The 25,819-nt window shown below is 70.7% G+C and carries 31 protein-coding genes; 3 read left to right on the top strand and 28 right to left on the bottom strand.

Going from position 1 to position 25,819, the window contains the following annotated elements; translation table 11 throughout:
- The 3 genes from IE272_RS37415 to IE272_RS37425 form a co-directional block, all read right to left on the bottom strand.
- A partial coding sequence (locus IE272_RS37415; protein WP_190009068.1) for a DUF2637 domain-containing protein occupies nt 1–151 on the bottom strand: 151 nt, incomplete at its 3' end.
- Nucleotides 152–263: 112 nt separating this feature from the next.
- Nucleotides 264–1,289, bottom strand: a complete 1,026-nt coding sequence (locus tag IE272_RS37420; protein WP_190010132.1) for a ParB/RepB/Spo0J family partition protein — start codon at nt 1,287–1,289, stop codon at nt 264–266.
- Nucleotides 1,286–2,440: a ParA family protein gene (locus tag IE272_RS37425; RefSeq protein WP_190010134.1), complete on the bottom strand. Its 1,155-nt coding sequence runs from the start codon at nt 2,438–2,440 to the stop codon at nt 1,286–1,288. Before IE272_RS37425 ends, IE272_RS37420 begins: the two co-directional genes overlap by 4 nt.
- A gap of 239 nt (nt 2,441–2,679) precedes the next feature.
- Here IE272_RS37425 and IE272_RS37430 point away from each other — a divergent pair, with 239 nt between their 5' ends.
- Complete coding sequence (locus IE272_RS37430; protein ID WP_190010136.1) at nt 2,680–3,054, top strand: DUF6193 family natural product biosynthesis protein; 375 nt, start codon at nt 2,680–2,682, stop codon at nt 3,052–3,054.
- A 572-nt stretch (nt 3,055–3,626) separates the two neighbouring features.
- On the opposite strand, the gene IE272_RS37435 is transcribed toward IE272_RS37430, so the two are convergent.
- The 13 genes from IE272_RS37435 to IE272_RS37495 form a co-directional block, all read right to left on the bottom strand.
- Nucleotides 3,627–4,841 (bottom strand): hypothetical protein, encoded by a 1,215-nt coding sequence (locus IE272_RS37435; RefSeq protein WP_229898068.1) that lies wholly within the window; start codon nt 4,839–4,841, stop codon nt 3,627–3,629.
- Between the two features lie 839 nt (nt 4,842–5,680).
- Entirely contained in the window at nt 5,681–6,265 is a 585-nt protein-coding gene (locus IE272_RS37440; RefSeq protein WP_190010138.1) for a hypothetical protein, read from the bottom strand.
- A gap of 76 nt (nt 6,266–6,341) precedes the next feature.
- Complete coding sequence (locus IE272_RS37445; RefSeq protein WP_190010140.1) at nt 6,342–6,815, bottom strand: hypothetical protein; 474 nt, start codon at nt 6,813–6,815, stop codon at nt 6,342–6,344.
- Nucleotides 6,812–6,997 (bottom strand): hypothetical protein, encoded by a 186-nt coding sequence (locus tag IE272_RS37450; protein WP_190010142.1) that lies wholly within the window; start codon nt 6,995–6,997, stop codon nt 6,812–6,814. The genes IE272_RS37445 and IE272_RS37450 overlap by 4 nt, the downstream gene beginning before the upstream one ends.
- A gap of 191 nt (nt 6,998–7,188) precedes the next feature.
- A complete protein-coding gene (locus IE272_RS37455) occupies nt 7,189–7,467 on the bottom strand; it encodes a hypothetical protein (protein ID WP_190010144.1) in 279 nt (92 codons plus the stop codon).
- Nucleotides 7,464–7,904 carry an ASCH domain-containing protein gene (locus IE272_RS37460; RefSeq protein WP_190010146.1) on the bottom strand — a complete coding sequence of 147 codons (441 nt, stop codon included), beginning with the start codon at nt 7,902–7,904 and terminating at the stop codon, nt 7,464–7,466. Before IE272_RS37460 ends, IE272_RS37455 begins: the two co-directional genes overlap by 4 nt.
- Nucleotides 7,901–8,578, bottom strand: a complete 678-nt coding sequence (locus IE272_RS37465) for a diguanylate cyclase domain-containing protein (RefSeq protein WP_190010148.1) — start codon at nt 8,576–8,578, stop codon at nt 7,901–7,903. The genes IE272_RS37460 and IE272_RS37465 overlap by 4 nt, the downstream gene beginning before the upstream one ends.
- 88 nt (nt 8,579–8,666) lie before the next feature.
- Nucleotides 8,667–8,972 (bottom strand): hypothetical protein, encoded by a 306-nt coding sequence (locus IE272_RS37470; protein ID WP_229898070.1) that lies wholly within the window; start codon nt 8,970–8,972, stop codon nt 8,667–8,669.
- 98 nt (nt 8,973–9,070) lie between these two features.
- Nucleotides 9,071–10,027 carry an ATP-binding protein gene (locus IE272_RS37475; RefSeq protein ID WP_190010153.1) on the bottom strand — a complete coding sequence of 319 codons (957 nt, stop codon included), beginning with the start codon at nt 10,025–10,027 and terminating at the stop codon, nt 9,071–9,073.
- 95 nt (nt 10,028–10,122) lie between these two features.
- Nucleotides 10,123–10,290 carry a pRL2-8 gene (locus tag IE272_RS37480; RefSeq protein ID WP_190010154.1) on the bottom strand — a complete coding sequence of 56 codons (168 nt, stop codon included), beginning with the start codon at nt 10,288–10,290 and terminating at the stop codon, nt 10,123–10,125.
- Nucleotide 10,291: 1 nt separating this feature from the next.
- On the bottom strand, nt 10,292–10,870 hold the full coding sequence (locus IE272_RS37485; protein ID WP_190010156.1) for a hypothetical protein: 579 nt from the start codon (nt 10,868–10,870) through the stop codon (nt 10,292–10,294).
- Nucleotides 10,871–10,998: 128 nt separating this feature from the next.
- Nucleotides 10,999–11,475 carry a hypothetical protein gene (locus tag IE272_RS37490; RefSeq protein WP_190010158.1) on the bottom strand — a complete coding sequence of 159 codons (477 nt, stop codon included), beginning with the start codon at nt 11,473–11,475 and terminating at the stop codon, nt 10,999–11,001.
- Nucleotides 11,476–11,502: 27 nt separating this feature from the next.
- Complete coding sequence (locus IE272_RS37495) at nt 11,503–11,742, bottom strand: hypothetical protein (RefSeq protein WP_190010160.1); 240 nt, start codon at nt 11,740–11,742, stop codon at nt 11,503–11,505.
- A 120-nt stretch (nt 11,743–11,862) separates the two neighbouring features.
- Here IE272_RS37495 and IE272_RS37500 point away from each other — a divergent pair, with 120 nt between their 5' ends.
- Complete coding sequence (locus IE272_RS37500; protein WP_190010162.1) at nt 11,863–13,086, top strand: hypothetical protein; 1,224 nt, start codon at nt 11,863–11,865, stop codon at nt 13,084–13,086.
- 437 nt (nt 13,087–13,523) lie between these two features.
- On the opposite strand, the gene IE272_RS37505 is transcribed toward IE272_RS37500, so the two are convergent.
- The 3 genes from IE272_RS37505 to IE272_RS37515 form a co-directional block, all read right to left on the bottom strand.
- Nucleotides 13,524–14,579, bottom strand: a complete 1,056-nt coding sequence (locus IE272_RS37505) for a DUF4097 family beta strand repeat-containing protein (protein ID WP_190010164.1) — start codon at nt 14,577–14,579, stop codon at nt 13,524–13,526.
- Nucleotides 14,580–14,685: 106 nt separating this feature from the next.
- On the bottom strand, nt 14,686–15,099 hold the full coding sequence (locus IE272_RS37510) for an NUDIX domain-containing protein (RefSeq protein WP_190010166.1): 414 nt from the start codon (nt 15,097–15,099) through the stop codon (nt 14,686–14,688).
- A gap of 93 nt (nt 15,100–15,192) precedes the next feature.
- Nucleotides 15,193–15,951 carry a hypothetical protein gene (locus IE272_RS37515; RefSeq protein WP_190010169.1) on the bottom strand — a complete coding sequence of 253 codons (759 nt, stop codon included), beginning with the start codon at nt 15,949–15,951 and terminating at the stop codon, nt 15,193–15,195.
- A 100-nt stretch (nt 15,952–16,051) separates the two neighbouring features.
- Between IE272_RS37515 and IE272_RS37520 the strand changes: the two genes are divergently transcribed.
- Nucleotides 16,052–16,270: a hypothetical protein gene (locus IE272_RS37520; protein WP_032769742.1), complete on the top strand. Its 219-nt coding sequence runs from the start codon at nt 16,052–16,054 to the stop codon at nt 16,268–16,270.
- A gap of 80 nt (nt 16,271–16,350) precedes the next feature.
- Here IE272_RS37520 and IE272_RS37525 read toward each other — a convergent pair whose 3' ends face one another.
- The 9 genes from IE272_RS37525 to IE272_RS37565 form a co-directional block, all read right to left on the bottom strand.
- Nucleotides 16,351–16,848: a hypothetical protein gene (locus tag IE272_RS37525; RefSeq protein ID WP_190010171.1), complete on the bottom strand. Its 498-nt coding sequence runs from the start codon at nt 16,846–16,848 to the stop codon at nt 16,351–16,353.
- Nucleotides 16,849–16,927: 79 nt separating this feature from the next.
- Nucleotides 16,928–17,128, bottom strand: a complete 201-nt coding sequence (locus IE272_RS37530; protein WP_190010173.1) for a hypothetical protein — start codon at nt 17,126–17,128, stop codon at nt 16,928–16,930.
- Between the two features lie 39 nt (nt 17,129–17,167).
- Nucleotides 17,168–17,356, bottom strand: coding sequence for a hypothetical protein (locus IE272_RS37535; protein WP_190010175.1), 189 nt, complete (start codon nt 17,354–17,356; stop codon nt 17,168–17,170).
- A gap of 46 nt (nt 17,357–17,402) precedes the next feature.
- Nucleotides 17,403–19,718 carry a winged helix-turn-helix transcriptional regulator gene (locus tag IE272_RS37540; RefSeq protein ID WP_190010177.1) on the bottom strand — a complete coding sequence of 772 codons (2,316 nt, stop codon included), beginning with the start codon at nt 19,716–19,718 and terminating at the stop codon, nt 17,403–17,405.
- Between the two features lie 84 nt (nt 19,719–19,802).
- Nucleotides 19,803–20,252, bottom strand: coding sequence for a conjugal transfer protein TraB (locus tag IE272_RS37545; RefSeq protein WP_190010179.1), 450 nt, complete (start codon nt 20,250–20,252; stop codon nt 19,803–19,805).
- Between the two features lie 14 nt (nt 20,253–20,266).
- Nucleotides 20,267–23,023: a hypothetical protein gene (locus IE272_RS37550; RefSeq protein ID WP_190010182.1), complete on the bottom strand. Its 2,757-nt coding sequence runs from the start codon at nt 23,021–23,023 to the stop codon at nt 20,267–20,269.
- A 123-nt stretch (nt 23,024–23,146) separates the two neighbouring features.
- On the bottom strand, nt 23,147–23,350 hold the full coding sequence (locus IE272_RS37555; RefSeq protein WP_190010184.1) for a hypothetical protein: 204 nt from the start codon (nt 23,348–23,350) through the stop codon (nt 23,147–23,149).
- The gene (locus IE272_RS37560; protein ID WP_190010186.1) at nt 23,347–23,895 is read right to left on the bottom strand and encodes a TraA-like protein; all 549 of its coding nucleotides are present in this window, start codon (nt 23,893–23,895) and stop codon (nt 23,347–23,349) included. Before IE272_RS37560 ends, IE272_RS37555 begins: the two co-directional genes overlap by 4 nt.
- A 134-nt stretch (nt 23,896–24,029) precedes the next feature.
- On the bottom strand, nt 24,030–25,751 hold the full coding sequence (locus tag IE272_RS37565; protein WP_190010188.1) for a DUF2637 domain-containing protein: 1,722 nt from the start codon (nt 25,749–25,751) through the stop codon (nt 24,030–24,032).
- Nucleotides 25,752–25,819: the final 68 nt, after the last annotated feature.

Raw genomic sequence — 25,819 nt, forward strand, 5'->3', positions numbered from 1 at the left:
CCAGGGAGAACCTCCCGAAGCCCTTGTCCTCCGCGAGCTCGCGCACGGCGGCGTAGGACCCCGCGAAACCGATCGCGGCGATGAGCACCGCACCGGCGATGACGACCCCGATGAGTATGCGGTGCGTGCGTGTCAGCTGCATCGCGGCCACGCGGGAGCCTCCTTGTGGAGCAAGTTGTGGGGGTGTTCGGGGGTGCGGGCCGGTGGGCGGTGAGCGTCCCTGCCGTGCTTCGTCGGCACGGCAGGGACGCTTCCGCGTGGCCTCACTCCTGGGTGAGGAGTTTGGCGAGGGTGCGCCGGTCCTCAGCGGTCATGTGCTGGCGGGCCAGCTTGTTCAGCGCGTGCGGGTTGTGCCACGGGAGGTGCTCCGGGGAGGTCTGGTCCGTGGCGGGACTGATTACGGCGTTATCAGTCGTCGGCTCCGGCTGTTCGGCCGTTGGCGTTCGTGCCTCGGGTGCCTCGGTGGGCTTGCTGATAACGGCGCTATCGGCAGGGGAGTCCCGCTGAGTCTGTGCCTGCGGCTGCTCGGGGGCGATAACGGCGTTATCAGCGGGCGGGGGAGAAGCAGGCGAACTCCGCTTCCCCTTCTTCGCGGCGGCCTGTTCAGCCCGAGCGTCCGCCACGGCGCGCTGTTCCTGCGGAGCGTGCTTGGCCAGCCCGCGCACGTGCTCGACCTTGCGCCGGCCTGCCTCCAGATCTGCCTGGAGCTCGGGAGTCAGTTCCAGCAGGGACAGGCGCTGTGAGATGTAGGGCTGGGTGACGCCGAGCCTCTTGGCTGCCTTGTGCTGGGATCCGTAGAACGCCACCAAGGTCTTCAGCGCCGCGGCTTCTTCCAGATCGGAGAGGTTCTCCCGCTGAGCGTTCGCGACGAACGCGGACTCCAGGAGAGCCTCGTCCGTGGTGACCCGCGCGTCGTCGACGGTGACCTTTATCGTCGCGAGCCCCGCAGCCCGGGCACCAGCCAGGCGCCGGTGCCCGTCCACGACGACGAAGCTCGCTCCGGGCTCAAGCTCCGAGGCGCGCTCCGGACGGTCCCGGAGGTATGCCTCGACGGACGCGATGGTGATCGACTGGATCTGCCCGATCTCGCTGAGGCTGGCGGCCATGCCGGAGACATCGCCCAGGGTCTCGCGGGGGTTGTCGGGGTTGGCGCTGATCTCGGCGAGCGGGAGTTCATTGGGGTCGACGGTTCCGAAAGCCTGGTCGGTCAGCTGGCGCCGGACACTGCGGGCCTTCCCGGCCCGGGCGAACGACGACGATGCGCCCAGCTGGTCTTCCTTGGAACTCATGAAATCTGCCTCGCGATCTCCCGCATGCCCGTCGACTGGTCACAGTGCGGGGCGTGTTCCAGCAGCGGCATCCGCTTCCGTACGGCTTCTCGCTGTTCCTTGAGGTCGCCGATCACCGCGAGCACCCTCGGGTCCCCGAGGTTCCTCCACTCCCGGAGGGAGGATGTGGCGACGACGCCACGTCGGCTGTCGTAGAGGTTGACCACGATCCCGAGGTACTCGATCTCCAAATTCAGGTCCTCGCGCAGGGACTCGATCTGATCGGCCAGCATCGCGTAGGCCGTCGCCGACGAGTCCTCCGCCAGAACGGGGATGACCATGCCGGAGATCCCCTCGGCTTCTCCCTGGCGGCGCCGCCCGTAGTAGATCGCGGCGTCGGTCGCCATGCCCAGGCTCGGCGGGCAGTCGATCACGATCGCGTCGAAGTCCTTCTCCAGTGGCTGCAGGGCCCGCTCCAGCGCGGCTTCCTTGTTCCGCATCCGCGCGACCGCGATCTTCGCGTCGAGAAGGAAGCCGTCCGGGCAGGCCGGCAGCACATGAAGGCGCTTCTCGAAGCGAGGTGACTCCAGCGTGACGACCAGGTCCTTCAGCTGGCCCTTGCCTTCGCCGCACATGTGCAGCACCAAGCTGTCCGTTCCCGGGGGGAGCTGCTCCACACCGAGCTGGTCGCTGAGGTGCCCTTGGGGGTCGTAGTCCACCAGCAGCACGCGCATGCCGTCCTCGGCCAGCGCCTGTGCCACACCTGCAGCAACCGCCGTTTTCCCCACCCCGCCCTTCTGGTTTATGACGACCTTGCGCTGGACGATGCCGGTGACAGGACGGTGTCTGGGGGAGGGGTTGGCCCTCAGCCAGGTCTGCACCGACTGGGCGAGGCCTTGAACGAACGGCATGCCGTCGCGCTCATTGCAGGTGCTCTTGAGCTCTTCCCACTGCCCCGGCGGCAGCCAGGTGGAGAAGGAGCTGGAACCTGAGGTGTCGACAGCAGGGCAGTCGCCGGACGCTGATGCGCGCCAGGCGGTGATGCCGGCGGACACGGCATCCTGGATGTCGATGCCGAGTTCAGCGGCACGGACCTTGAGGTCCTGGCGCAGCCAGGACGGCAGCTTGGAGACGACCTTCTCTCTGTCTCCTGCAGTACTTGGAGTGACCATGAGGTCAGCTTACTAACCAATACCGAAAAGGGACCAACCCACCTGCTCAACCCGCGTGGCGCGCCCGGAGCCTGACACCACAGCACCCGCCGGACTACGCGCTTCTGACACCCGCAGCCGCATCAAGCAGACCAGGACCAGCGCCAGCCCAGACTCAGAACTGCCGACCTGTCTCATCACAGTTCGACCATCAAGATGGAGCGGTTGTCCTCACCGAGTACAGACGTCATGATCACGAGATGGCTGAGGAGACGGTAGTCGAGAAGACGTGGCGGCTCATGCTCGAGAGGCATCCCACGGCGCGACGGGGAGAGCCCGCAGTCATCGAGGCCGCCTACGCAGAACCTCGGCTGCGGGCCTTGTTCCCGTTTCCGAGCCACGGGGCACTCACCCTTCACCGCAACACGCACTTCCCCTGGAGCAACGATCTGCCGTTCATCGTCGGCGACGCGCAATCGTGCATCGTGTACGCGCCGCTGGGCGCATCTCCGCGTGTCCTGGGCGACTCACTCACACCGAATGAGGCAGCCGCGCTGGTCATCGCCCACCTGCCGAACGACTGCGGGCCCGCCTTCGAGGGACCGTGGCCCCCAGCCGAGAGCTCCACCCGCTGACCAGCTACAGAGCACCAGCCGCCCATCCGGTCAAACGGCGCTGAAACCGCGCACGCTTCAGGGAGACTGGCCAACTATGCTGGACAAAGCCGAAGTACCGCAATCCACCGGCCAGCCGCTGATAACGCCGTTATCAGCGGACCTTGCGAACGGAACGGCTGGCATCAACGCTCACCTCGGCCAACCAGACAGCTGCGGTCAACTCCAGCGTGCTGGCAGACCACTGGGCGGACGCCATGTCGTTCGCCCTCGTCCAGCACTACGGCCGGCGGACCGGTCGGGAACCGGTGATGCCCAGCCGACGAGGTACTCCAGCCACTCGTGCAAGGCCGCCTCAACACGAGCGCCGCATCAGCTTCGAGGCCGACGCCCCCAGAGCCCACTGGTCCTCGGCCGGTGAACGCCGCCAGCTCAGACGCTCAGTCACGTCAACCGCTGCGGTTGGCTAGCAGATCCCCAGCCGCTGTGACCGAGTGCTCGAGATTGCCCGTCTGGCCAACTGCGGGCTCAGTCTTGCGCCACGGGGACGCCGGGCGCGAGAGGGCCGACGTGGTCCACGGTCGGCAGATTCTTCAGATGCAGTACGTGCCTGTTGGCACCCGGTGGGCAACTCCGTAGGGGGTGAGGGCGATGACGCCGACGCCGCGTGAGGTGGTCTCCGAGCCGATGCGGAGGGGGCTGGTCCCGAGATGCTGGGCGATCTGGGGTGCGAGTTCGAATGCTGCCCATTGCCATTCGTCGGCGTCGTCCTCGGATTCCAGCGCTGCGTCCCATACGGGCTGGAGGCCGAGCTCTTCTCTGCGTTTCTGTTCGAACGTAAGGGGATCGCCCAGGGTGAGCAGATGGTCCTCGCCGTCGCCGGTCTCGCTGTACCGTCGGAGCACCTTGCCGTGCTCGGTGACGAGCCAAGCGGAGCCATCGCCTTGAGCGCCGTAGTAGTACGCCTCGGCGCGTCCGTAGCGTGAGCTGAGGCGGGTGCAGAGCTTCAGGACGTCCTCGCTCCGTTCCGCGTCGCAGGGGTCGCACCACGCGCCGAGCACGAAGGTCCAGCCGTCGAGTTCGGGGGTGACGAAGACCCTGGTGAAGCGCCCGTGGCTCCCCTGTTCGGCGTCGTGTCCGTCGGAGTCCACGATGTCGTTGCCGAGCGCGAAGGTCACCGGTCTCGGGTCTGTGAGGCCCAGGATGCTGATGATCCCGGCCTGATCCCCGCTCGGCACCGCGATCCAGTGATTCCAGCAGGCCCACGATGCCATCGGCTGGTCATCCGGGAGCTTCACGCGGATGAGGCGCTCGATTGCCGCCACGTCCTGCGCGGGCAGCACGGTCTCCCCGCCGAGCGCCGCGAGGACAGTCAGCGCCCGGGCACGCTGTCGGCCGGGCCCCGCCCGCCGGATCTGCTGGAGCAGAGGAACAGGGCTGGCTTCGATCTCCTTGCCACGGATCACCAAGGTGTCCTGCGCCTGTTGGGCGACCTCAGGGTCGGGGTCGCCGAGCAACGGCAACAAAGCAGGGATCGTCGACACGCCGACCCCATCACAGAGCCGTATCCCGGCCACCGCCCGGCAGCGGACGAACGCCGAGGTATGAGACATCGCCGTGATGTACTGGCCCAGAAAACCCGCGCCCAGCCATGTGAACGCGAGGCCGACCCTGTCCTTGGCCTCCGCCGTGGACGCGTCGAGGAGCTCCTGGACCAGGCGGTCGAACGCCGCGTCCCCGATGCGCTGGAGCACGGGCACGGCATCCAGCCACTGCACCGGCGACAGCTCATCCGCCAGCTCACGCACGATGGCCTCCGCCGCCACCTCTCCGCCGCTGACCAGTACCTCCGCCGCCGCGACGCACCGGTCCGGGCAGCCCAAGTCCCTCACCAGAGCATTCAACGAAACCTCTCCCCGTGGCCTCACGCCCGATGACGGCATGATCGCGCATGCCTACGACAACGCGCCGAGCCGCCGGACCCACCGACCGGTTGCACCTCGCTACTGAACGCCGCCGACCACAGCTCCGTCCGGTCACGCTGCACCTTACGGTGACCCGGCTCGAAGGCGGTGCTGTGGCCCCGCGCTGCGGGGGCAATGTGCCGGACGAAGACTGCGCAGGGCAACAGAACACTCCGACAGGCCAACTACGGCGCTAAGAGGCCAGGTACAGCACTCAGTCGCAGCAGCCTCTCTCGCGGCCAAAAGGGTGAGTCAACTCCCTCTCCAGGAGGGGCAAACTGGCTGTACGGCCAGCTAACGACCTGAGAGGCGACGCCGCATCCCTTCACCCCAGGCTTCTTGAGATCGCCCGCCTGAGACCCCTTCCAGGCGTTCGCTTTTCTCCAAGAGGACGGCTTTTCTTCGGAAAGCACCTTTTGATCCGCAGCGGGTGCGGGCCCGACCAACGCGCATCCAGGGGCACAGATCTCGGACCTACCGCGTCCGCGCTGAGCTGTGCGAGCATCTCCTGCTCGGCAGCACGATCGGCGGCAGGCAGCCTCAGGAGGAGCGCTACTGCTTGCCGCAGGGGTAGGCCGGCACCTTCCAGCGAGGCGAGTGCGCGATCCGCCCAGAAAACACAAAAGGCCCCGTAGGTCCCACGCCGTGGGACCTACGGGGCCTGATGCGTTCTCCTGCTCCCCTCAACGACGCGTGAGGCGGCGGACCCTCTGCCTGAGCCGGGAGAACCGTGCGGTACACGCGAGGACGGGGGCGTCGACTAGGTGGTCGAGTTCGATGATGCGCTCCTCACCGAACCAGTCGGGCTGGTAGTCGGCGCCCATGCAGACCGGGCAGATGTGGTCGTGGCCGATGAACTCGTACTGCGGGGGACAGCCGAGTTCCGCGCAGTACGGGAGGAGGGGGTCTTCGCCGCAGCCGGAGCAGTACGGGCAGCGGGTGAAGCGGTAGTCGATGGGCGCGCCGTCGTGGAGGTCGGTGTGGAGCTGTGCGAGGCCGCGGACTCCGAGCTCGCGGATCAGGGCGTCGGCGGAGAGGACCTGGGTGCTGAGGGGGGTGCGGTGGTGGGTGCTCAGCATCTGGGCTGCGGTGCACCAGGCGAGGGTGGTGCGGTCGACCGGTGGGGCGGGCCGGCTGTTGGCCCAGGGGGCATCGGGGTCCGGGGGAGGGGCCGGGGTGGTGGGGGCGGTGAGCGGGATGCCGTGGGTGGTGAGTTGGGTGGTGACGTCGGAGATCCGCTGGGGGAACTGGTTGAAGAAGGTGAGCATGAGCGTCCTTGGTCTGGGGTCGGGTTCGGTGGCGCGGGATCGTGTGCGGCCGGCGGGCTGGGGGAGGGCGTGGTCTTCAGGGCTGGTTGGTGTTCTCGAAGGCGTGGATGAGGTGGCCGATCGTGCTGGGGGTGGCGGCTTCGCCGACCCAGCGGCCGGTGGTGGTGAAGACGGGGATCTCGTCGTGGTCGGCGTCGAACACGAGGACGTAGGTGCCGTAGCGCTCCAGCACTGTGGCTCCCAGGGTGGTGAGCGGCGCGGTGTCGAGGACGTCGATCGCGTGGACGCGCAGATGCGGGGGAGTGCCGGGGGAGCCGGTCTCCGTGACGGTGCCGGAGATGAGCAGGAGGTCTCCGAGCTGGGCCCGGTGCAGGATCAGCTCGGTGGCGGCGGGGGTTTCGGTGGTGCAGGCGAAGACCTGCGCGCAGGAGTCCGGTTCGGTGGTGTCGAGGTGGTCGGGGAGGCGGATCAGGTCGAAGTGGGCGGCTGCGGTGTGGGGGCCGGGTTCCGGGGCCGTGTCGAGGTATCCGTCGAGGGTGATGGGGTTCATCGGGTGGCCTTCGTGGTGGTCTTGCGGGTGTGGCGGGGGCGGGGGGTGTGCTGGGCGCGGAGGAGGGCGTCTCGGTTCTGCTTCTGCTGGGCCGGGGTGAGGGGCCGGGGCTTGTGGCGGCTGGACCAGTTCGGGTGGGCTGCGGGTTCGGGATAGGCGTGGTCCTGGTGGCTGGTGCTCATGAGGGACCTCCGGGGGAGGAGTTCAGGAGTAGGGTCGCGGGGGTTGCGTTCTCGTGGCGGTGGGTGCGTGTGCTGAGGAAACCGGGGTGCGGTCACCGGTTTGCTCACCGCGGGAGTTCGTACGGGGTCACGACTCGGGGCGGGTTCGTGGTGAGGTGACCGGTTCACCCTGGTGAGTTCGGTGCTGCCGGTCAGGCGTGGTCGTCGGCGCGGCGGCGTCCGGCCTGGGCGTCGGAGGCGAACCGGCCGAGGCGGGCCTCGGTGGGGTTCGCCGCGATCCACTTTTCGGCGCAGCTCTTGTGGACCGGCTCTCCCGTGTGGGAGCGCATCGGTGTTGGCTGGTCGCACAGGTTGCAGGGGCGGTCCTGCCAGCGGTCGAAGTGGCTGGCGTCGCGCCAGTCGAGGAGGCCGCCGGGGGCCGGGATCAAGCCCGGCTCCACCGACGCCTTCTTGGCTCGGGCGCGGGTCACGGCCTGAAGTCGGGCAGCTGCTGGAGGACCTGGTCGACCAGGTCCTCGGTCGGTTTCCACGGGCCGAGCTGCCCGCGTGCGGGGACGGGCAGGGGGAGCTGCTGGACGTCGGCGAGTTCGAGGTGCCAGGCCTCCGGGTGCGCCCAGGGGGAGCAGAGCGGGGACCCTTCGGGGTCCTGGTGGCAGTCGGTGATCCGGGCGATGCCGACCACCGCGCCGGTGACCAGCTGGCGGTCGCGGATCGTGCGGGCGACGAGCGGGAGGCGCAGGGCGGGGCGGTCGATCTGCTGGCTCGCGTGCAGGAGTACCCAGCCGGTCCGCCACGGCCGGGGTCGGTTCTCGATGCTCTTCGCGCCGGTCAGGATCGCGGCCGCCCAGGGTTGCTTGATGCTGATGCCCCGGATCCAGTCGCCCTCGGGAAGGAGTGCGACGCTCATGCGGCTCGCCCCCACCCGGTGGTGCCCGGGCGGCCGGCCCGGCGCCCGTTGATGGACGGCACCTTGGTCTGTTCCACCGTCGCGAGAACGGCACGGCCGGAGTGCTTTCCCGCGTACAGCGCGGCGTCGGCGGCCCTCTGCAGGGCGGACAGGTCGCGGGTGCCGAGCACGTCCGGCGTCGCGGCGCCGACGGAGGCGGCGACGGCCACGGTGCGGCCGTCGTCCAGGGTGACCGGGGTGTGCAGCATCCGGACCAGCTGCTCCAGGCGCTGTTCGCGGCGGCCGGAGGTCAGCTCCAGGACCACGGCGAACTCGTCGCCTCCGAGGCGGCCGACCGCGGAGCGGGGGCCCGCCCAGGCGGTGAGCCGGAAGCCGAACGCGGCGAGGACCGTGTCTCCGGCCGCGTGGCCCAGGGTGTCGTTCACGGCCTTGAAGCGGTCGGCGTCGACCATCACCACAGCCGCGGACTCGCCGTGGCGGGCCAGGATGCGGCGGGCGCGGGCGGTGTAAGTGTCGCGGCGCAGCAGCCCGGTCAGCGGGTCGCGCTTCGTCGCCGCGAGCTTCTTGTGCAGGGCGACGGCGTGGACCGCCCAGCCGGTCAGCGGAACGGCGGCGGTGGTGAACAGGAGGGCGTGCGGGCTGATCCGGCCCGGTAAGCGCACGGCGGAGTTCATACTGAGGGCTCCCTCTCGTCTAGTACGGGATGGGTGGCCCGGGACGGGCGGCTGATTTGGACGTCGTGGCGTCCGTCCCGGGGTGGAGCTACAGCTCGTAGGTCGTGGAGTTGAGCCAGCTGTACGGGCTCGTCCAGGGGCCGGCCGTGGCGGCAGACCAGTCGAGTTCCCAGCCGGGCCGGTATCCGCAGCAGCACCAGCCGTCCGCGCGCCCGTGGGGGATCTCGCGTCCGGCCTCCGCTGCGGTACGGGCCGCGTCGTAGGCGGCATGGGCGGCCTGGACGGCGGCGGCGCGGCTGTCCGCCCAGCCGGTGAACACGTGCACGCCTTCCAGGCCGGGTGCCTCGGTGTTCCGTATGGGGACGTCGACCTCGTAGTACGGGGGCTGGGGCATGACGTCCATCTCCTCTCGGGTCGCGGCGGTTGAGGGACCACCGCGACCGCCCCGGCCCCGGGCAGTGAGCCGGGGGCCGGGGCGGCACGGAGAGTCCGTCAGCCGTGGACCGCTTCGAGGTCGCCCACATCGAGGCCGGGGGTGTCCTCGTCGTCCTGGTCGTCGGCGTGGTTGGGGCCGTGGACGGTGCAGATGATGTCCTCGTCGTCGTCCAGGTCGCCGTTCAGCGCGCGGAACAGGCAGGTGATGCTGTAGGCGGGCGCCCAGGCCCTACCGGTGCATTCGTCGTCGTGCGGGCACGGCACGGCGACGTCGAACCCGATGTCGCCCTCGCCGTCGATGTCGGTGCGCAGGGCGAGGGTGAGGTACTGCTGGCCGAGGCGGATCTCCGCGACCCGGTCACCGCCGGCGATGTTCGAGCCGGGCTTCCACCGCCACAGCGGCACGATCTCCTTGCCGAACGTCCGGGCCACCAGGTTCAGATCACCGAGACCGTCGCCGCCGTCGAGGCCGAGGTCGGCCTGCCGGGCGGCGCTCCGCCGTTCGAGGAACGGCAGGAGCCGGTCGAAGCGGTCGGAGAAGGCGGTCGCGAAACCCTCTTTCCCCAGGGAAAAGGTCTGGTGCGAGTTGACCATGTCCTGGCGCTGCTTGATGATCGTGGCCTCGGGCACCATGCGGTTCGCCGGCCGTGAGCCCTGCCGCTCGATGCAGACGCTCGCAGGCGTGGTGACCATGACCGCGATCGGCACCATGTTGTGCCGCTTGGCTGCGGCGACCAAGGGCTCCCTGGCTTCCCGGGTGACGTTGGTGGCGTCGACGACCGTGAACAGGCCGCGGCGCATCCTTGCCTCCAGGAGCAGGTGCAGGGCGGCGACCGCGTCACCGGTCGCACCCTGGTCCCCGGCGTCGTCGCTGACGACCTCGCGCAGTGCGTCCAGGGACAGGACCTGCGAGGCGGGCCAGGTGCGCGCGAACGTGGACTTCCCAGCACCGGAAGGGCCGATGAGGACCACCAGACTGTTCTCGGGCATCGGAGGGTAGATGAGCTCAGTCATGCGGATCTCCTCAGGAGAAAGGGGCGCCGGGCAGCGGGGATCGGGGTGCTGCCCGGCGTGATGGGTGAGTGGGTCGGCGGCGTTGTGCGGGGTCGTCAGCGGACGACCATGTGGTCGGGGTGGCCGTTGATCATGTGGTCCACGCACTGCGGGCAGTCCTCACGCGGGCCGAGAGCGGCGTGGGCCTGACGGCTGGCGTAGGCGTGGTACCAGCACTGCGTGCACTCGCCGCGGGGCGGATTCGTCGCCTTCTGGTTCGCCATGTCAGCGGGTGCCGGGGCGGGTGGTGAGCCAGGTGGTGACAGCGGCCGCGCCGATCCCGATCGCTCGGTGGAGCGACGCGTCGAGTTCCATCCAGGAGGTGCCGGGCCCGTTCACCTCGCGGGTGAGCGTGCCGTCGTCGTCCATACGGACGGCCTGGCAGTGCTCGATGTAGCCGGTCTTCCCGGTCTTCTTCGCCAGCCACAGCAGCAGCGCTCCGCGGTCGATCGCGGCGTGGGTCGTGACGTTGATGGCCGCTCCGGCGAGGAGCGCCGCCGGGGTGACCCGGTAGCCGAAGGCGCGGGTGATGCCGATCGTCGCGGCCAGCTGGACGGCGGTGTACGAGGCGACGTGGCAGGCGACCGCGCGCCTGCCGAGGGTGCTGGTGGTCATGGCCGGTCGGGTCGAGTCCGGCGTGGCGGGGGTGCCGTCGGCGTGGACCAGGTCCTCGCCGTACATGCGCTTCCGGGACGCGGTCTTGCTGCCCTGGGCCCAGTGGTCACAGGCCGGGTGCAGCTCGCCGAAGGTCGTCAGGAGGGTGGCGAAGAGGGCCAGGCGCTCGGTGGTGAGGCGGTGGGGCATGCTGGTGGGTCTCCTGATCTCGAATGCGGGTGAAGGGGGAGTGGGGGCGGCCGGCCTCTTTGCCGATGCTGCGGCCGTCCCCGTGTGCGCCTCCGCCCCTGCCTGTGCGGCCTGGGGCGGAGGGGCGTTCAGGTGGCCGGGATGCTGTCGCAGTACGGGCCGCCGGTGTCGTCGCTGTGGACGGCGCGGCCGCCGGTGGCGCGCAGCTCCGTCAGGAGCTCCAGGAGGTCCCTCTCGTCCTCGAGGAGCGTGGGGACGTAACCGTGGCCGCAGGCGCAGGGCACGAGGAGGGTGAGGGCGTCGCGGTAGTCGGCGTCGGCGGTGATCGTGTGGTGCAGCCACAGCCCGCCGTCGAGGTGCGCTACCGCGCTGGGCTGGACGTTGTTGTCGCGCAGGGCGGGGAAGCCGGTCCACGTGTCGTGGTCCACGGCCCGGCCGAGGGTGTCGGAGTAGGCGGTGTAGATATGGTCGGCGGCCGCGGTCTCCGCCAGGTCGCGCTCTTCGTCCTGGACGAGGCCGGCGCAGAGCTGTGCAGTGCTGGCGGCGATGTCGAACAGCAGCGCCAGCGGGGAGCCGGTGGCGGGTGCGGTGAGGATCTCGGTCATTCGGTTCACTCCTGTGGGGACGGGCGTTCAGGCGGCGAGCCGGTGAGTCACCGGAGCCGTGGAGGTGAAGTAGGTGTCGGAGCTGGGTTCGTAGCCCTGGGCGCACGGGTCGCAGGAACCGACGGTGCGCAGAGGCAGGCAGTAGACGTACCGGCGCGCGCACTTCGGGCAGGTGCTCCTTGCGGTGGCTCTGTTCACGAGAACGGGCAGCAGTTCGTCACTGGATCGGGCGGCACAGAGCCGCCGGCGCTGAGGCGGATTGTTCACGGGTTCCGACAGCACCCCGCCTCGTCGTGGACTGGGCGTGTGCGACCAGAGCGCTGTCCGGTGGGACCCGATCGATATCGCCTGGCGGGGTGGTGACCGAGTCGGGCAAGGTTCCAGGTGATGAGCGATGAGTATGAGACGACATACGCCCACCCCGATTCCGTCGAGGGCATGCTGCAACGGGGGCGTGGCCTGGGCGCGGTACGCGCGCTCCAGGACCCGCAGGGTGCCGCTGCGTTCGTGTACGACGGGATCCGCCGTGACTGGCGATGGGACGGGACCGACGATCGGTCTTTGTACCTGGCGCGGCTGGTCCGGGACCTGGAGCTGTCCCCGGCGCCGGTCGTGGACCTGCTGACGGGGGACGAGGAGTCCTGCTTGCGGGCCTGTGAGGTACTGGAGCTGCTGGCTCTTGCAGGATCGGACGAGGCCCGGGAGGGGCTTCGGGCGTATGTCCGGAGAGGCGCGCACTGGGTCCGTGTGCTGGAGTCGGTATCAGCTGGATGGCCGGCAGAGTGGTGGGAAGACCTCGGTGACATCGCGCGCGCTCGGATCAGCGGAGAAGCGGAGCTTCCGTGGTTCTCCGAGCCGTGGACGAGGTTCGGGATCGAAGTACAGAGCCGGCCGTCCTCAACGCGGCCGTCACTGACCGGGCTCAGGACCGCAGACCTCCTCCCCCTGCTCACCGACCCCCGTACGGAAAACGCCACGAAGGTCGAGGCACTGCGTGCGCTGAACAGCAGAGAGCCCTCTGCAGAACTGATCCCGCTGATCCCCTCGCTCGGCACCCCGGACGGCCGCCGACCTCTGCCCCGGCTCAGGCGGGCCGTTGAGCGCCTCGGCACCGCCGCCGTACCCGCAGCCCACGGCTGGGCGCAGGACGAACGCCCCTGGCTGGCCCAGCTGGGAGCCGACATCCTGGCCGAACACCCCGGGCCCGAGGCACTGCCGGGACTCGTAGAAGAACTCGCACAGCAATGGACGGCGCGGACCTGGTGCGGCCCCGACCGGACGGCCCGGCGCCTGGCCCGGTTCGGAGTCGACGCCGCCGACGCAGTGCCCTACCTGCGGCGCTTCTGGCTGCACACCCCGCACTCTTATGAGCGGACCGCGTACCTGGAGGCACTCGCCGCCATCAACAGGGACGGCCTGGACTACGTGTACACCGAGTCCCTCTGGGACTGTGAGGAGACGGCGCGCCTACTGGGAATCGCCTCTGCACCCGCGGGCCCGGAGACCATGGGACGGATCGTCCTGCTGCGCGATGATCCGATGGAGACGTCCGAGGTACGCGCCGCGGCCCGAGCACGGCTGGTGCCCCCTTCTGGCCTACGTCTGACCTGACCCTGTTCGAACAGGGAACCCCCGCCTCCAGGTGCCTCCCGTTCTCGTGAACAACGGCCGTGAACGGATCCGGGTGCCTCCCGAGCTGCTGAACAAACGCTGTCGCGACTCGTGAACAAAGCCACTTGCGGCGATGGCGCGGTCCAGTGCCAGCTCCTGGGCCAGCGTCGGCGTGCGCTTGGGCCGGGCCAGATCGACCCGGAGCAGGAACCCCCGGGTCGGGTGGCGGCACGACCAGTTGGGCCGGGTCGCGCACAGGCGGCATCGCAGGATCGCGACCGGGCCCTCGTTGTCGCCGGGGCTCAGGCCCATCTCCCGAAGAGCCCGTCTCGTGAGGAGGCCTTCGGGTACGGCGCCACGATCGAACTCGGGCAGGGTCGCGTCGCTGCGCGGCACCCGCGCCACCTTGTTGGGGCGCTTGCGGCGGGTGCGCGGCATCACCGGCTCCAGGAGCCCGGTAAGCGCTGCGGGGGCAGCGGGTAGCGGGGCCCGGGGCGCTGCGGGCGGGGCCGTCCGGTTCGGCGGCGCGGGCGGGGAGCGAGCACGAGTTGGTTCCTCCAGGGTTCCGGGGTGCCTGGCGGGGACCGGGGCGCGCAGGGAGCGTGGCCCGGCCCCGACGGGCTGAGTGGTTGGTCAGGGCTGGCGGCGGCGGGGGCCACGGGTGTGGTGCGGGCTGGTGCGGGGAAGCCGTACGTCGCCGGCCGGCTGTGGGCCCGGATGTCCAGGCCGTCGTCGATGGCGCGGTCGGTGGCGGTGATGGTGACGTCACCGGCCACGGTGTTCGCGGTGACGTCGCCTCCGGCGGCGGCGTGGAGGCGCAGGTCGCCCGAGACGCTCTTCAGGTGGGCGGTGCCGCCGAAGTCGTTCACGGTGACGTCCCCGGCCTGGGTGGTGGCGCGGGCGACGTCGGTGCGGCCGAGGTGGATGTCACCGGCCTGGCTGGTGGCGGTGATGTCGGTGGTGTGCGCGGCGGTGATGTTCCCGGACTCGGTGGCCACCTGCACGGTGGCGAGGGTGGCGTAGGCGGTGACGTCGGCGGACTGGGTCCGGGCGGTGAGCGAGCTGCCCTCGGGGACCAGGGCGAGGATCTCGATCGTCGAGCCGGACACCAGCCGGGACTGCCCGTTGAAGGTGAGCCCGCCAGGCCCGATGTTGAGGTCACCGCCGGACACCGCGATCATCGATCCGTAGTTGTTGCGGACGTTCTGCACGACGCCGTACTTGTTGCCGCCGACGAGGACACCGCTGTCCACGTTGGTGTCTGCTCGGCCGGCGGCCTGGACGTGGGCGGTGAGGGCGGTGCTGTCCGCGTCAAGGCGGGCGTTGGCGACCGCGTCGGCCAGGGGCCCGGTCTCATCAGCGGTGCGGAGGGTGATCTCCGCCGTCGTCCGGTCGTGTGCGGTGCGGACGGTGATGGTCCCCGCCGCCCCGAGGAGCTGGGCATCGACCAGGACGGGACCGGGACGGGCGGCGGTGAGGGTGCGAATGGGCATGGCAAAGCTCCCTGCGAGGGTGTGTTGGGGTGCAGGCCGGGCGGCCTGGCCGGTCCTCACCGCCCGGATGATCCGGAAGAGGGTGAGGGCCGGGCAGGTGGCCGGGTCAGCGGGTGCTGGCGGTGAGGATGTCGGCGTGGTCGAACGCCAGGGGCGGGAGATCGGTCAGCGGCCACCAGCGGGCGTCGGCCGCGTCGTCCAGCGGGGTTGGGGCGTCGGGCTCGGGGAGAGTCGCGGTGTAGGCGACGGTGACGTAGCGGCCGCGCGGGTCGCGGCCGGGGGCGTCGAACGCACCGACCTGACCCAGGGCGTCGACGGGGACGGTGATGCCGGTCTCCTCCTTCAGCTCGCGTACGGCGGCCTGGAGGGACGTCTCCCCGGCGTCCACGTGGCCGCCCGGAAGGGCCCAGGATCCGGCGTGCGGGTACCAGCGGCGCTGGATGAGCAGGACGTGGCCGACGGCGAGGAGGACGACGTCGGCGGTGTAGCGGATCGTCTCGTCGCGAGTTTCGACGGTCATGGGGTGCATCCCTTCTCGGTGTGGGTCAGGCCGGTCGGCCTGTCCGGCCCTCGCCCACCGGGGTGGGCGAGGGCCAGGCGGAGCGACCGGAGGTCAGTCCCGGAAGGGGCAGTTGCTGTGCTGGTCGACGGCCGGGGCGGGCATGTGGATGTGGACGTCGGGCCGGGTGGGGGTCTTCGCGGGGTTGGCGGGGCGGCCGACGGTGCGGCGCAGGGTCAGGCCGTTCAGCGCGAGCGCGGACAGGAGCGTCCAGGCCAGGGCCGTCAGGGCGACGGCGATGGTGCGGCTGGTGTCCGGGGTGTCCGTCCAGACCATGAACACCGTGGCCGCGCCCCACGCGGTCCACATCGCGCGCAGCGCGTTGCTGCGGGTGAAGTAGCCGAGGACCAGGGCAGCGATGCCGGTGGCCAGCCACAGCGTGTAGACGGTGGAGGCGGCGATCGGGAGGCCGGCGGAGTGCTGGGCGATGTAGGTGCGGACCGGCTGGTCGACGATGGCGAGGACGCTGTCGGAGGTGTCGACGCCGACCTGCACTGTGGGCACGGCGGTGAGCAGCTGGTGCAGCGTCTGGAGGGCGGCTTCGCCGACGGCCGCCACCACCAGCAGGACGAAGGACGCTGCGGTCAGCATCAGGACGGCCCTGATCCAGGGGGCCATGTGCCGCAGCCCGTCCTGGGGGACGTTGAGGATGTCCATCCACATCAGGTTCAGAACGCCGTCGTCTTCCCACGCCTTGTCCCACCAAGTACGGAGCGCCGCGAACGGCCGGTCCTTGGTCTGCGGTTTCGGGAGGGGCACGGGGAGGTGGGCGAGCTCCTGGCGGTCGGTGCGGGGCGCGTTGTCGTTCTGCACGGAGCAACTCCTTGTTGGTGATGCGGGGTTCACGGAGCGTGCGAGTGGGCCAAGCTGTGGGTGAGCGACGGAATCGACAGAGGTGAAGGGGGCGGCTGCGATGGGGTGGTTCACCCGGGATGAGCCGGTGGAGATCGTCTTCGACCAGGTCATCGACACGGACGACACGATCTGGCCCGCGTTCACCGACGACGACGGTGTGCTGTGGATCGACGTCGACTACGAGGTCGAGGTGACGATCGACCGGGCGATCGTGGACGGGCAGATCCGGGGTGCCGAGGTCGATGACTACGGCCGGATTTGGATCGACTACGACTGACCGGTGAGGCCGGACGGCCTGTCCCGCACCCGAGGCCCGGCTGGCGGGCGGTGTCGGATGCGAGGCAGGGCGCCCGGAGTTCAGCGGACGTCGTTGCGGGTGCGGGAGAACATCCCCCGCTGGTTGCTGGTGTTGTTGATCTGCGTGTTCTGCACGACCGGGCCCTCGTAGACCGTCTTGGACACCGACTGGCGGGCCTTGCTGACCGCGCCGCCGATGGCGGTGGCGACCATCGCGAGTCCCGCGAAGGGCAGGGTGACCATCAGGACGCCGTAGAGCGTGACGGAGGCCAGGCCCTGGAGTACGAGCCAGGCCCCGCAGCCGATTCCGGTGATCCCGGTGCCGACGCCGATGGAGGCGACCGCGATCCCGGCGGCCCAGGCCGGGACGATCCGCTTGTCGTCCTGATGGACGGGCGGGGTGTCGCCGTACGGCGGGACCTCGGTGTTGTCGCGGAACGACGTCGGGAAGTGCCGCACGGGCGGCGTCTCGGGCTGGAAGGACTGGGTGATGATCCGCTCGGCCTCGGCGCGGGCTTCGGCGTCGGTGAGCGGGCGGGTGATGGGCTCGAAGTCCACGGTGATCTCCGGGGGCAGAGGGGCGCCCTCCCCGCCGGGTGGGTGGGGAGGGCGCAGGGGGTGGGGGAGCGGGGCGGTGCTACTGCGGGTCGGCGGCGGCCTCGTCGAGGGCGTCGGGCGTCGGGTACTGCGTCAGCGGCCAGCGGTCCTCGGTGCGGACAACGAGGCCGTTGCGGCGGCCGGTGAGCAGCAGCTCGGTGACGAGCGCGCGGGCCTCGGGGCTGGCCGCGAGGACGTCGGCACCGTCGTCGACGACCAGGACCAGGGGGCGGTTGTTCATCGGGCTCTCCTTCGCGTACGGGCGGGGGGATCGGGCTGGTCAGAAGCTGCTGATCCAGCCGGTGAGGGAGGGGATCGCGCTGTTGACCGTGGGGGCGATGCCGGTGCTGGCGAGGAAGAAGCCGAACAGGCAGACGGCGATGCCCGGCATGATCCGCTGGTAGCCGGTGCGTACGAGGATGAGGACGATGATGCCGAGCAGGACGACCAGGGAGATCGACAAGGCCACGGTTCGTTTCCTTCGGTGAGTCGGGGCTGGTGGGTGCAGGTGCGGGTCAGTTATCGGTGAGCTGCCAGACGCCGCGCTTGCGCGTGGTGGCCAGGCCCTTCGCCTTGAGCTGGGAGCAGGCGTTGCTGACGCTGGAGGGCTGGAAGTCCGGCAGCGCGGCGCGCAGCTCCTTGAGAGGCTTGGGCCCGTCCGCGAGGAGGTCGAGAATCTGGTCCTGGAGGCCGGGCTCCTCGCCGGGGTCGTTGTCGAGGCCGAACAGGATGTCCGCGAACGGCCCGCCGAACGGGACAGGCGCGGCCGAGGTGTCGCCGCCGTCGCCGTCGTTGGTCCCGGTTGCGGGGGCCGGGGTGGCGGCGGCCGGGGTGCTGCCTGGGGCGTCGGAGAAGGCCTGGGCGAGGGTGTCGCAGTCGGCGTACGGGTTGGTGTGCCGCACGTCGTAGAGGCCGACCTTGGCCTGGACGGCCTCCGCCTCGCCCCTGGTGAGTCCGTTGGCCGGCTCTTCGCCGTACAGGGCGATGAGGTCGGGGTAGACCCCGTCGACTTTCTCGGCGAAGAAGGTGCGCATGAACTTCGCCCGGCCGTCGAGGAACATGTACGCCATCCCGGCCGTGGACTCGCCGTCCTCGTCGTCCTTGCCGGAGAACAGCGCTTCGATCTGGCCGTTCTCGTAGATCCGGGCGGGGATGTTCTCCATCTGGAACCCGGCCGGGGCGATGCCGTCCAGGCCCATCTCCTTGGTGGACGAACTCGCGGTGCGCATGAGGAACAGGGCGCCGACCTTGCCCTGCTGGCGGATCGCGTCGTCATCGCCGAGGTCCTTGAGGTGCAGGGACTGCACGGCGAGCCGGATGCCGATGCCGACCTTGCGGCCGGTCTTCTGGATGTCGGCGATGAGGTAGGCGGTGGCCTTGCGCATCGCTTCGTCCGGGTGGGACAGCAGCCGGTTGATCTCGTCCAGCGTGATGTTGATGAGCGGCCACGGCTTGCCCAGCGCGAAGTCGCCGCGCCCCATCTCGTTGGAGATCCGCTCGCGGTACTTCATGACCGCGTGCGCGGCCGTGAGCATCAGCAGCGTTTCGACCGGGCCCTTGGCGAACCAGTCGACCTTGCCTTCCGCCTCCGGCAGGGACATGCCGCCCTGGACGTCGCCGACCCAGGAGACGACGCCGGAGCGCTTCTCCGCGGCGAGGATCAGGTTCTGGAGAACGGACTTGCCCGCGCCGGTGACGCCGGCGGTGATGCCGCGCAGCGCTCCCTGGCCCGGGTCCCACAGGCGCATCCGGGCGGGCTTGCCGTCGTGGCAGACGCCGATGGTGACCCGCCCTTTGGAGTCCATCGTCAGGTCTTCGACGGTGGCCTTGCGGACCTTCATCAGCGGGTTGGTCTTGTAGACGGAGACGACGCCCTGGCGGATGCCGTCGGTCTCGATGACGAGGCGGGAGGGGTCGTCGATGCCGAAGGCGGAGCAGATCGCCGTGTGCGGCAGGTAGATCGTCTTGCCCGGCGGGGAGGCGACCAGGAGGACGATGCGGTCCTTCTCGGTCCGGTGGTCGATCAGGTCGACGCCGGGGGCGGCCTTGCCCGGGGCGGCGACCGCGGTCTCCCACAGACCCCGGATGCCTTCGGCTACGGCCTCGGTATCCTCGGAGGTGGGGCGGGCGACCACTCGCATCCGGCCGGGCCCCGAGCCCTGAACGGGTCGCATCTTCACCGTGCCGACTGGGAAGTCGAACGCGGCGGCGAGCTGCACGTCAGTGAAGGTGGGTACGGCCTTCCCTGCCTGGGCGACGACGACGGCTTCGAAGTCGGGCCGGTCGGTGCGGTACGGGGCGATGGAGACGAGCCGGGTGCCGTCGCCGGTGGCCTGCTGCCACTTCGCGGCGAGGAACTCGGTGTACGTCAGCTCCCGGGGAGCAAGGCCGGTGCCGGGCTGCACCTGGTGCTCGGTGAGCTCCAGGACCAGGCCGGCGCTGCGGGTGAGCGGCGCCATCCAGCCCATCAGACCGGCCCAGGCAGCGGCGTCGACGATCTCCCACCAGTTGAAGCCGGGGGTGATCAGGTTCGCCACGTAGGTGCCGGCGGCCGTGAGGAAGGGGATCGCGCGCTGCGCCCGGGTGATGGCACTCAGGCCCTGGCCCTCGGTGTTCTTCGTCTTCGCGTACAGCCAGGCCAGGGTGCCCAGCCCGATGCCGCCGGAGGCGAGGTAGGACCAGGCACTGTCGTCCAGCTGCGGGCCGACAGCCATCCCGGCGGCGGCGAGGGCGTAGGAGGTGCGTTCGGCCAGGACGCGCCGGTAGATGACGTGGCCGGGGACGGACTTGGTGGTGTCGACGGCCGGTGCGGCCTGGTCGGTGGTGCTCAACGCAGCCTCCGTATCTGGGCAGGGTGCAGCGAGGGGCCGTGCCCGGTGTGGGCGCGGCCCCTTGCTGCGGTGGGTGGGTTGGGGTTAGTGGCGGCGGCCGGTGCGCCGGTAGAAGCCGGGCTTGGCCTGTTGGACTCCGGAGCCGTTGGAGGCTTCGTAGCCGGGGCGGTACTCGCTCTCGTGGGCGTTGTTGAAGCCGCGGGCGTCGTTGTCGACGGAGTCGGCGGCGTTCACCATGTCGCCGGAGGCCTCCGCGACGCCGGTGAGCGCGGTGGAGACGTCCTCGATCATCGAGGTGAAGCGGGGCTCGACTTCGGCCTGGCCGCACATCTCCGCCAGGCGCAGGGCTGCGGTGGAGTTGGCCTGCATGTGGGAGCGGAGCAGGTGCATGCCCTCCTTGAGGAAGAGGGCGGAGGCGGCGAGCTTCGCGGTCCGGCCCGCGAGGGCGAGGAAGCCGAGGGGGCCGCCCGTACCGCCGGTGCTGCTGGCGACGCCGTGGTTCATGCCCGGGATGGCCGGGAGGTTGTCGCTCACGTGCTGATCTCCTCTCAGTTCTGGTTGTGGACGCGGGCGGCGGGGACGGCCAGGCCGGTGTCCTCGGTGGCCTGCTGGAGCGGCCGGTAGGCGTCGAACATGGCGTTCTCCGCACTCTCGGAGAGCTCGGCGGCCATCAGGGACTTGGCGGCCATCTCGTCGGCCTTGCGGGCCAGCAGCTCCATGGACTCCGCGAGTTTCGCCATCGCGGCGCCGGTCAGGCGGCCGATGACGTTGTGCGTGGAGCGCAGGTCGACGGCGAGGTCCTCGAGCTCGTACCGGATCTGCCGGGCCTTCATGGAGAGCTTGCTGCAGGTCTCATGTGCCTTGAACGACTGAGCGGTGAGCTCCTCGAGGACGTCGAGGGAGTCGTCGAGGGTCACCTCCGTCTCGTGCTGGGCGTCCATGTCCGCGATGCCGCCGCTGCCCCACTGGGCCAGCCAGCTGTCGCGGGTGTCGGGGGCAGTGCTCACGCTGTTCTCCTTCGTGCTCGGGTTGTCGGCGGGGCCGCCCGCGCCGGACGTCGCCGGGCTGGGCTCGGGGGAGTCGGCCCGCTCGACCGTGATCGGCCCGGCCTGGGCGGGCACCGCCGTCGCCATGCCCATCGCCTCGAACGGCGTCAGGCGCTGCTGACCGGTGCCCGGCACCGTGCCCCCGCCCACCGGGACCGGACCCGTACTGGGTCCGGCAGGTGCGGCGGGCGGGGCCGGGGTCACTGCCGCAGGACCAGGTGCCCCCGGCGGCGGTGATGGGGCGGGGGCCGCCCCGCCGGGCGCGGCAGCCGCGCCGGCCGGGGCCGGAGTAGCTGCCGGAGGACCGGGCGGGACCGGTGGCACGGGCGGGGTGGTGGTGGTGCCGGTCGTCGGCGCGGGGACCGTGGTGGTGCGCATCCGGGCGCGTTTGCGGGCCCGCGCCTTGGCCGTGGACCAGGGGGTACGGCGGGCCGGGGCCTTCGCGGCCGGACCCGACGGTGCCTTCGCCGCGGGCCCGGAGGGTGCCTTCCCGGCGGGGCCGGCGGGCTTGGTGGTGCCGGGCTTGGTGGTCTTGGTCTTCGGGCCGGACTTCTTTTTCGGCTTCCTGACCTTGACCTTCGTGACGATGGGCGGGCCGAGCTTCTTGCGGCGGAGCTTGAGCCGCTTCTCGGCGGTCTCGTGCACGGCCTCGCCGAAGGTGGTCCGGCCCCGGGCGGCGGACTTGCGGGCCGCGTCCATCTTCTTGCCGTACTCGCGGTCGAAGCGACGGCATTTGCGGCAGCGGCAGCCGTAGGAGTCCGACGCCGCCATGGTGCCGTGTGCGATCCCCGGCGTGAGCGTGACCTTCTTGCCCTTTCGGGACTTCCCGCCCGGCGCCTTGGGCACCGAGGCCGGGCCGGTCCCGCCCTTGCCGGAGCGGGTCTTGCCCTTCTTCCCGCCGCCGCGCTTGCTGCCGGGCGCGGTGGTGGCGCCCGCGCCGCCGCCCTTGCCCTTCGGCTTCGTCTTCGGGCCGGTGCCCGCCGTGGTGGAGCCGGGCTTCTTGCGCAGGATCCCGGCCGGGCCGGTCGTCCCGCGCGGCGACTTCTTCGTGCCGCTCTTAGGGCCGGCCCCTGTTCCCTTGCCGGTACCCGGCCCCTTCGGGCTGGTCGCTCCGGGCGTGGTCTTCCCACCCGCACCCTTGCCGGATCCCGTGCCCTTCGTGGTGGGGGCCTTCGTGGTCGGTGTGGTCTTCCCGCCCGTGCCCTTGCCGGTTCCCGCCCCGTTCTTCTTCTGCGTGCCACCCGAGGAACCGCCGGCTCCGGCCCCGGTGCTGCCGGGGCCGCGCTTGCGGTTCCGGAGGGAACCACCGCCGGAGGCCCCGGACCCACCGCCGGGGCCGCGGTTCTTCCCGCCGCCCCCGCTGCCGTTGTTCGGGCCTTTGCCGGAGCCGGAGCCTCCCGGGCCGCCCGATCCTCCGCCCGTTCCGGGGTTGTGGTTCTTCTTGAGGCTGTGGCCGCCGCCCTGGGAGTTGCGCTTGAGCGGGGTGATCCCGGAGCCGTTCTTGTTGGGCGAGTTGGTACGGCCGCCGCCCGAGCCGGAGCCCGAACCGCCGCCAGGACCGCGTCCGCGCCCGCCTCCGGCACCGCTGCCGGAGCCGCTGGGTGACTTGGTCGTCGACCCGCCGCGCCGCCCTCCACCGGAGCCGCTGTGGGTCCCGCTGCCGCCCCGCCCGGACCGGCCCGGACCACCGGCGCCAGACCGCCCCGACGAGCCGCCAGAGCCGCTCTGGAGGGCCTTGCGGCCGTACTCGGGCCCGGACGGCACCTGCTTCTTCGCACCGCCCTTGGAGGAGCCCCCCCTGCCGCTGCCCGCGGTCTTCGCGACCGCCTCACGCTGCTCCCTGCTGGCCCGGCCCGCCGCGATGCTGGAGTGAATACCGCGCATCGCCGCGAGGGATACCGCGAGGATCGCCGCCAGGGACAGCGACCCCAGGCCCGGCGGCGATGCCGCCGGGGAACCCTCCGAACGGAAGGTCGCCGGGACCACCGCACCCGCACCGGCGGGAGCCGCGACGGCCCCCGGCGCGGGAGCGAACGGCGCACTCTGACCGGGGTCCGGAAGGGCCGCGATGACATCCATCGGGTCGGTCCGCGTCGCGAGTGCAAACGGCTCCGCAGTGGCCGGGGCGGGGTCCGCGGAGGCCGCGAACGGCACGTCGGCGGGGACCTGCGCGAGGGGTTCCGCCGGGGGGTCGGCGGGGGCGGTGTAGCCCACGCGGGGGAAGTTGATCACATTGTTGGGGCCGTCGTCGTCGGCCATGACGTCTCCCTCTCGGAGTTGACAGACGGTCACCGCCTGGGGCACTCTCGCGCGCGCACGACACGCGCGCGCCTTGGGGTGCTCCGGGCAGCGAGTAGGAGGCGGTGAAGAAGAAGAACTTCGTCACCCTCCGTTGTGCTTGTAGAAGTCGTGCAGTGTGGCGGTGAGCTTGCGCCACACATCCGGCTTGCCGTCGCGCTCCGCCTGGCGGGCCAGGGTCCGGCACGCGTCGTACCAGACCCCGGCCCGCTCCTGGTCGCTCCGGGCTTCCGCGATCCGTCCGTTCCAGTGCTTCGCGCGGTTTTGCGTCTGCCGAGGCGTCGTCACTGCCCTTCTCCCTTGGCGAAGTAGTCGTTGATCGTGCTGGTCGGACGCTCACCACCGGCCGCCATCGGCCACTGCCCGAAGGGGCTCTCCGGAGTCACGAACTCCGCCGGCCTGGCCTGCGGAACCGTGCCCGCGGGCTGCTCCTGGGGGGTGTTGAGCGCGGTCACCGTCCGGTTCAGCGAGCCCGCGACGGCCGCGCCGACGGCGGCCTGGCGGCCGTTCTTGCGCTCCAGCTTCTTGGCCTCCGCGACCGCCCGGCGCTGCGGGAGCTCCAGGACCTCGTTGACGTAGGTCGCATACAGGGCCTCCGCCTTGCTCGCGGCCTCACCGGACGCCCTCTGCATGGCCTTGAGCTGCCGCGCGACCTTCCAGGCCCGCAGCCTCTTGGCCATCCAGCGGTCGCCCTCGATCGGCGTCTGCTCCAGGCGGCGGCGCACGATGTCCGCGATCTGCCCGTACTGCTGGGCGTCACGAACGTGCTGGTCGCGGACGGTCGCGGTGAAGGCCCGCAGGCCCTCGTCCGTGAACAGGGCGTTGATATCCATGAGGGGGTTCTCCTTCTGGGGCGGGGGCGATCTGGGAGGCTTTGTCGTGGCGTTACGGCGCCTTCACCGCGTCCCCGAGGCGCTGTCTTCGTCTCGGGGGCCGGTGGAACCGTCGAACAGCTCGTTTGTGCAGGTCACTGCCCCGGTACGTAGCCGTCGGCGAGCAGCAGGGCTGCTTCGGCGCGGTACTCGGAGGCGGTTCCGGGGGAGTTGAGCAGCAGCTCGTGCTGGATGTCGGCGAGCGGCAGCCGTTCGGCGTCGCCGCCGACGGCGAGGATCATCCGGGCGACCTTGCGCAGCCCCCGCTCGCGCGGCTTCAGCCGCGCGATGTCCTCGGCTTCGACCGCGGCCCGCTCGATTTCGGCAGCGGCCCGCCGCGTTTCGGCAGCGGCCTTCGCCGTTTCGGCGGCAGCCTTGCGGGCCTGCTCAATACCGGTGGCGGCGCGCGCCTTCCGCTCGATCTCCTCGGTCTCCAGGCGGGCCGTTTCGGCAGCGGCCCGCCGCGTTTCGGCAGCAGCCGCTTCGATTTCGGCAGCGGCCTGGTCGGCTTCGGCCGTGGCCTTGCGGGCTTCGGCGATGCCCTGGGTCTCGACCGCCTGCGCTTCGGCGGCGGCGACCCGGTCGTTCTCCGCCGCCTCCTTCCGCTTCTCGGCTGCCGCGCGCTCCAGCTCGGCCGTACGGAGATCAGCGTCGGCCCTGGCCTCGCGGGCTGCTGCCTCCTTACGCTCGGCCTCGGCCACTCGTGTACGGGCCTCGGCCTGAACAGCGGTCTCCAGCGCCGTCTCGTTCAGCTCGGCAGCCCGCTCGGCGGCGCTGATCTGGGCCTTGGAGTGCGCGCGGGCCATCCCCTTCTCGCCCTCCACCCGTGCCCGGACCGATTCGAGCTGGCCGTCAGCTTCCAGGCGCTCGGCCTCGGCCCGCTTCTCGGCGAGCTCCTGGCGGGTCGTCGCCTCCAGGCGCCGCCGCTCGGCCTCTTCCTCCCGCTTCTCCGCTTCGGCTTCCTGCTGGTCAGGCATGGCGAGTGCCTCGCGGACGGTGTAGCCGTAGGGCGCCATCTTCATCGGCAGCCGCTCGTCGTCGGTGGCCTTGGACAGGTCGCCGTCGTACTTGCGCTTGAGCCACTGCTCGTACGCGAGAAGGTCCTGCTCGCGGCGGACCATCTCGGGGTAGGAGGCCACTCCCCACAGCCGCATCCGGCGGTAGATCCGGGGTGTGGCGATGGGGGCGAGGACCCAGCGGATCAGCGGGATCGCATCACGCTCGGCTCGGCCGGGGCGCACGATCCGGTCGATCGCGTCCCGGCCGACCTCCACGATCATGATGAACAGGACCGGAACGACACCGTGCGCGAACGCGGCGACGTAGTCCACCAGCGTCCACGCCCGGTCCTTCGGCACCGCCGAGGCCGCGTTGAGGACGACAGTTGCGCTGGTCAGGAGCCATACCGGGTAGCGGACCCAGGTGATGGGCCGCTTGAGCCAGGCCATCAGCAGGTCGACCGCGATCATCACCATGATCCCGACGTCGACACCGACGGCGAACAGCTTGCCCTTGTCGAGCGACCCGAAGCGGAGCTCCTTGTGCGCGAAGCTCGCGACGTGCGCGAACGACAGGTAGAGGCCGATGCCGGCGAGGATCAGCGCAGCGGCCACGATCCCGCCGACCGCGAGCTTCTGGATACCCGTCAGCCGCTGCCGGGGCGGGACGGAGCCGGTCTCGTCCGGATTCCGCTTCTGCGTCCCCGAAACGAAATCCGGCGTCTCCGAAACAGCGCCGGGTGTTACCGAAACGGCAGTCGGTGCGGGCGAAACGGGGTCGGGTCCGGCCGCGGTACGCGGCCACTCGGTGATCGTCATCAGGGCCTCCGGAATGAGGGATTCAGGGCGGGAACGAAACGGCGGGCGCTGCCACCGAAACGCGGGCG

It is taken from the genome of Streptomyces anulatus (genome assembly GCF_014650675.1).
GTDB classification, from domain to species: Bacteria; Actinomycetota; Actinomycetes; order Streptomycetales; family Streptomycetaceae; genus Streptomyces; species Streptomyces anulatus.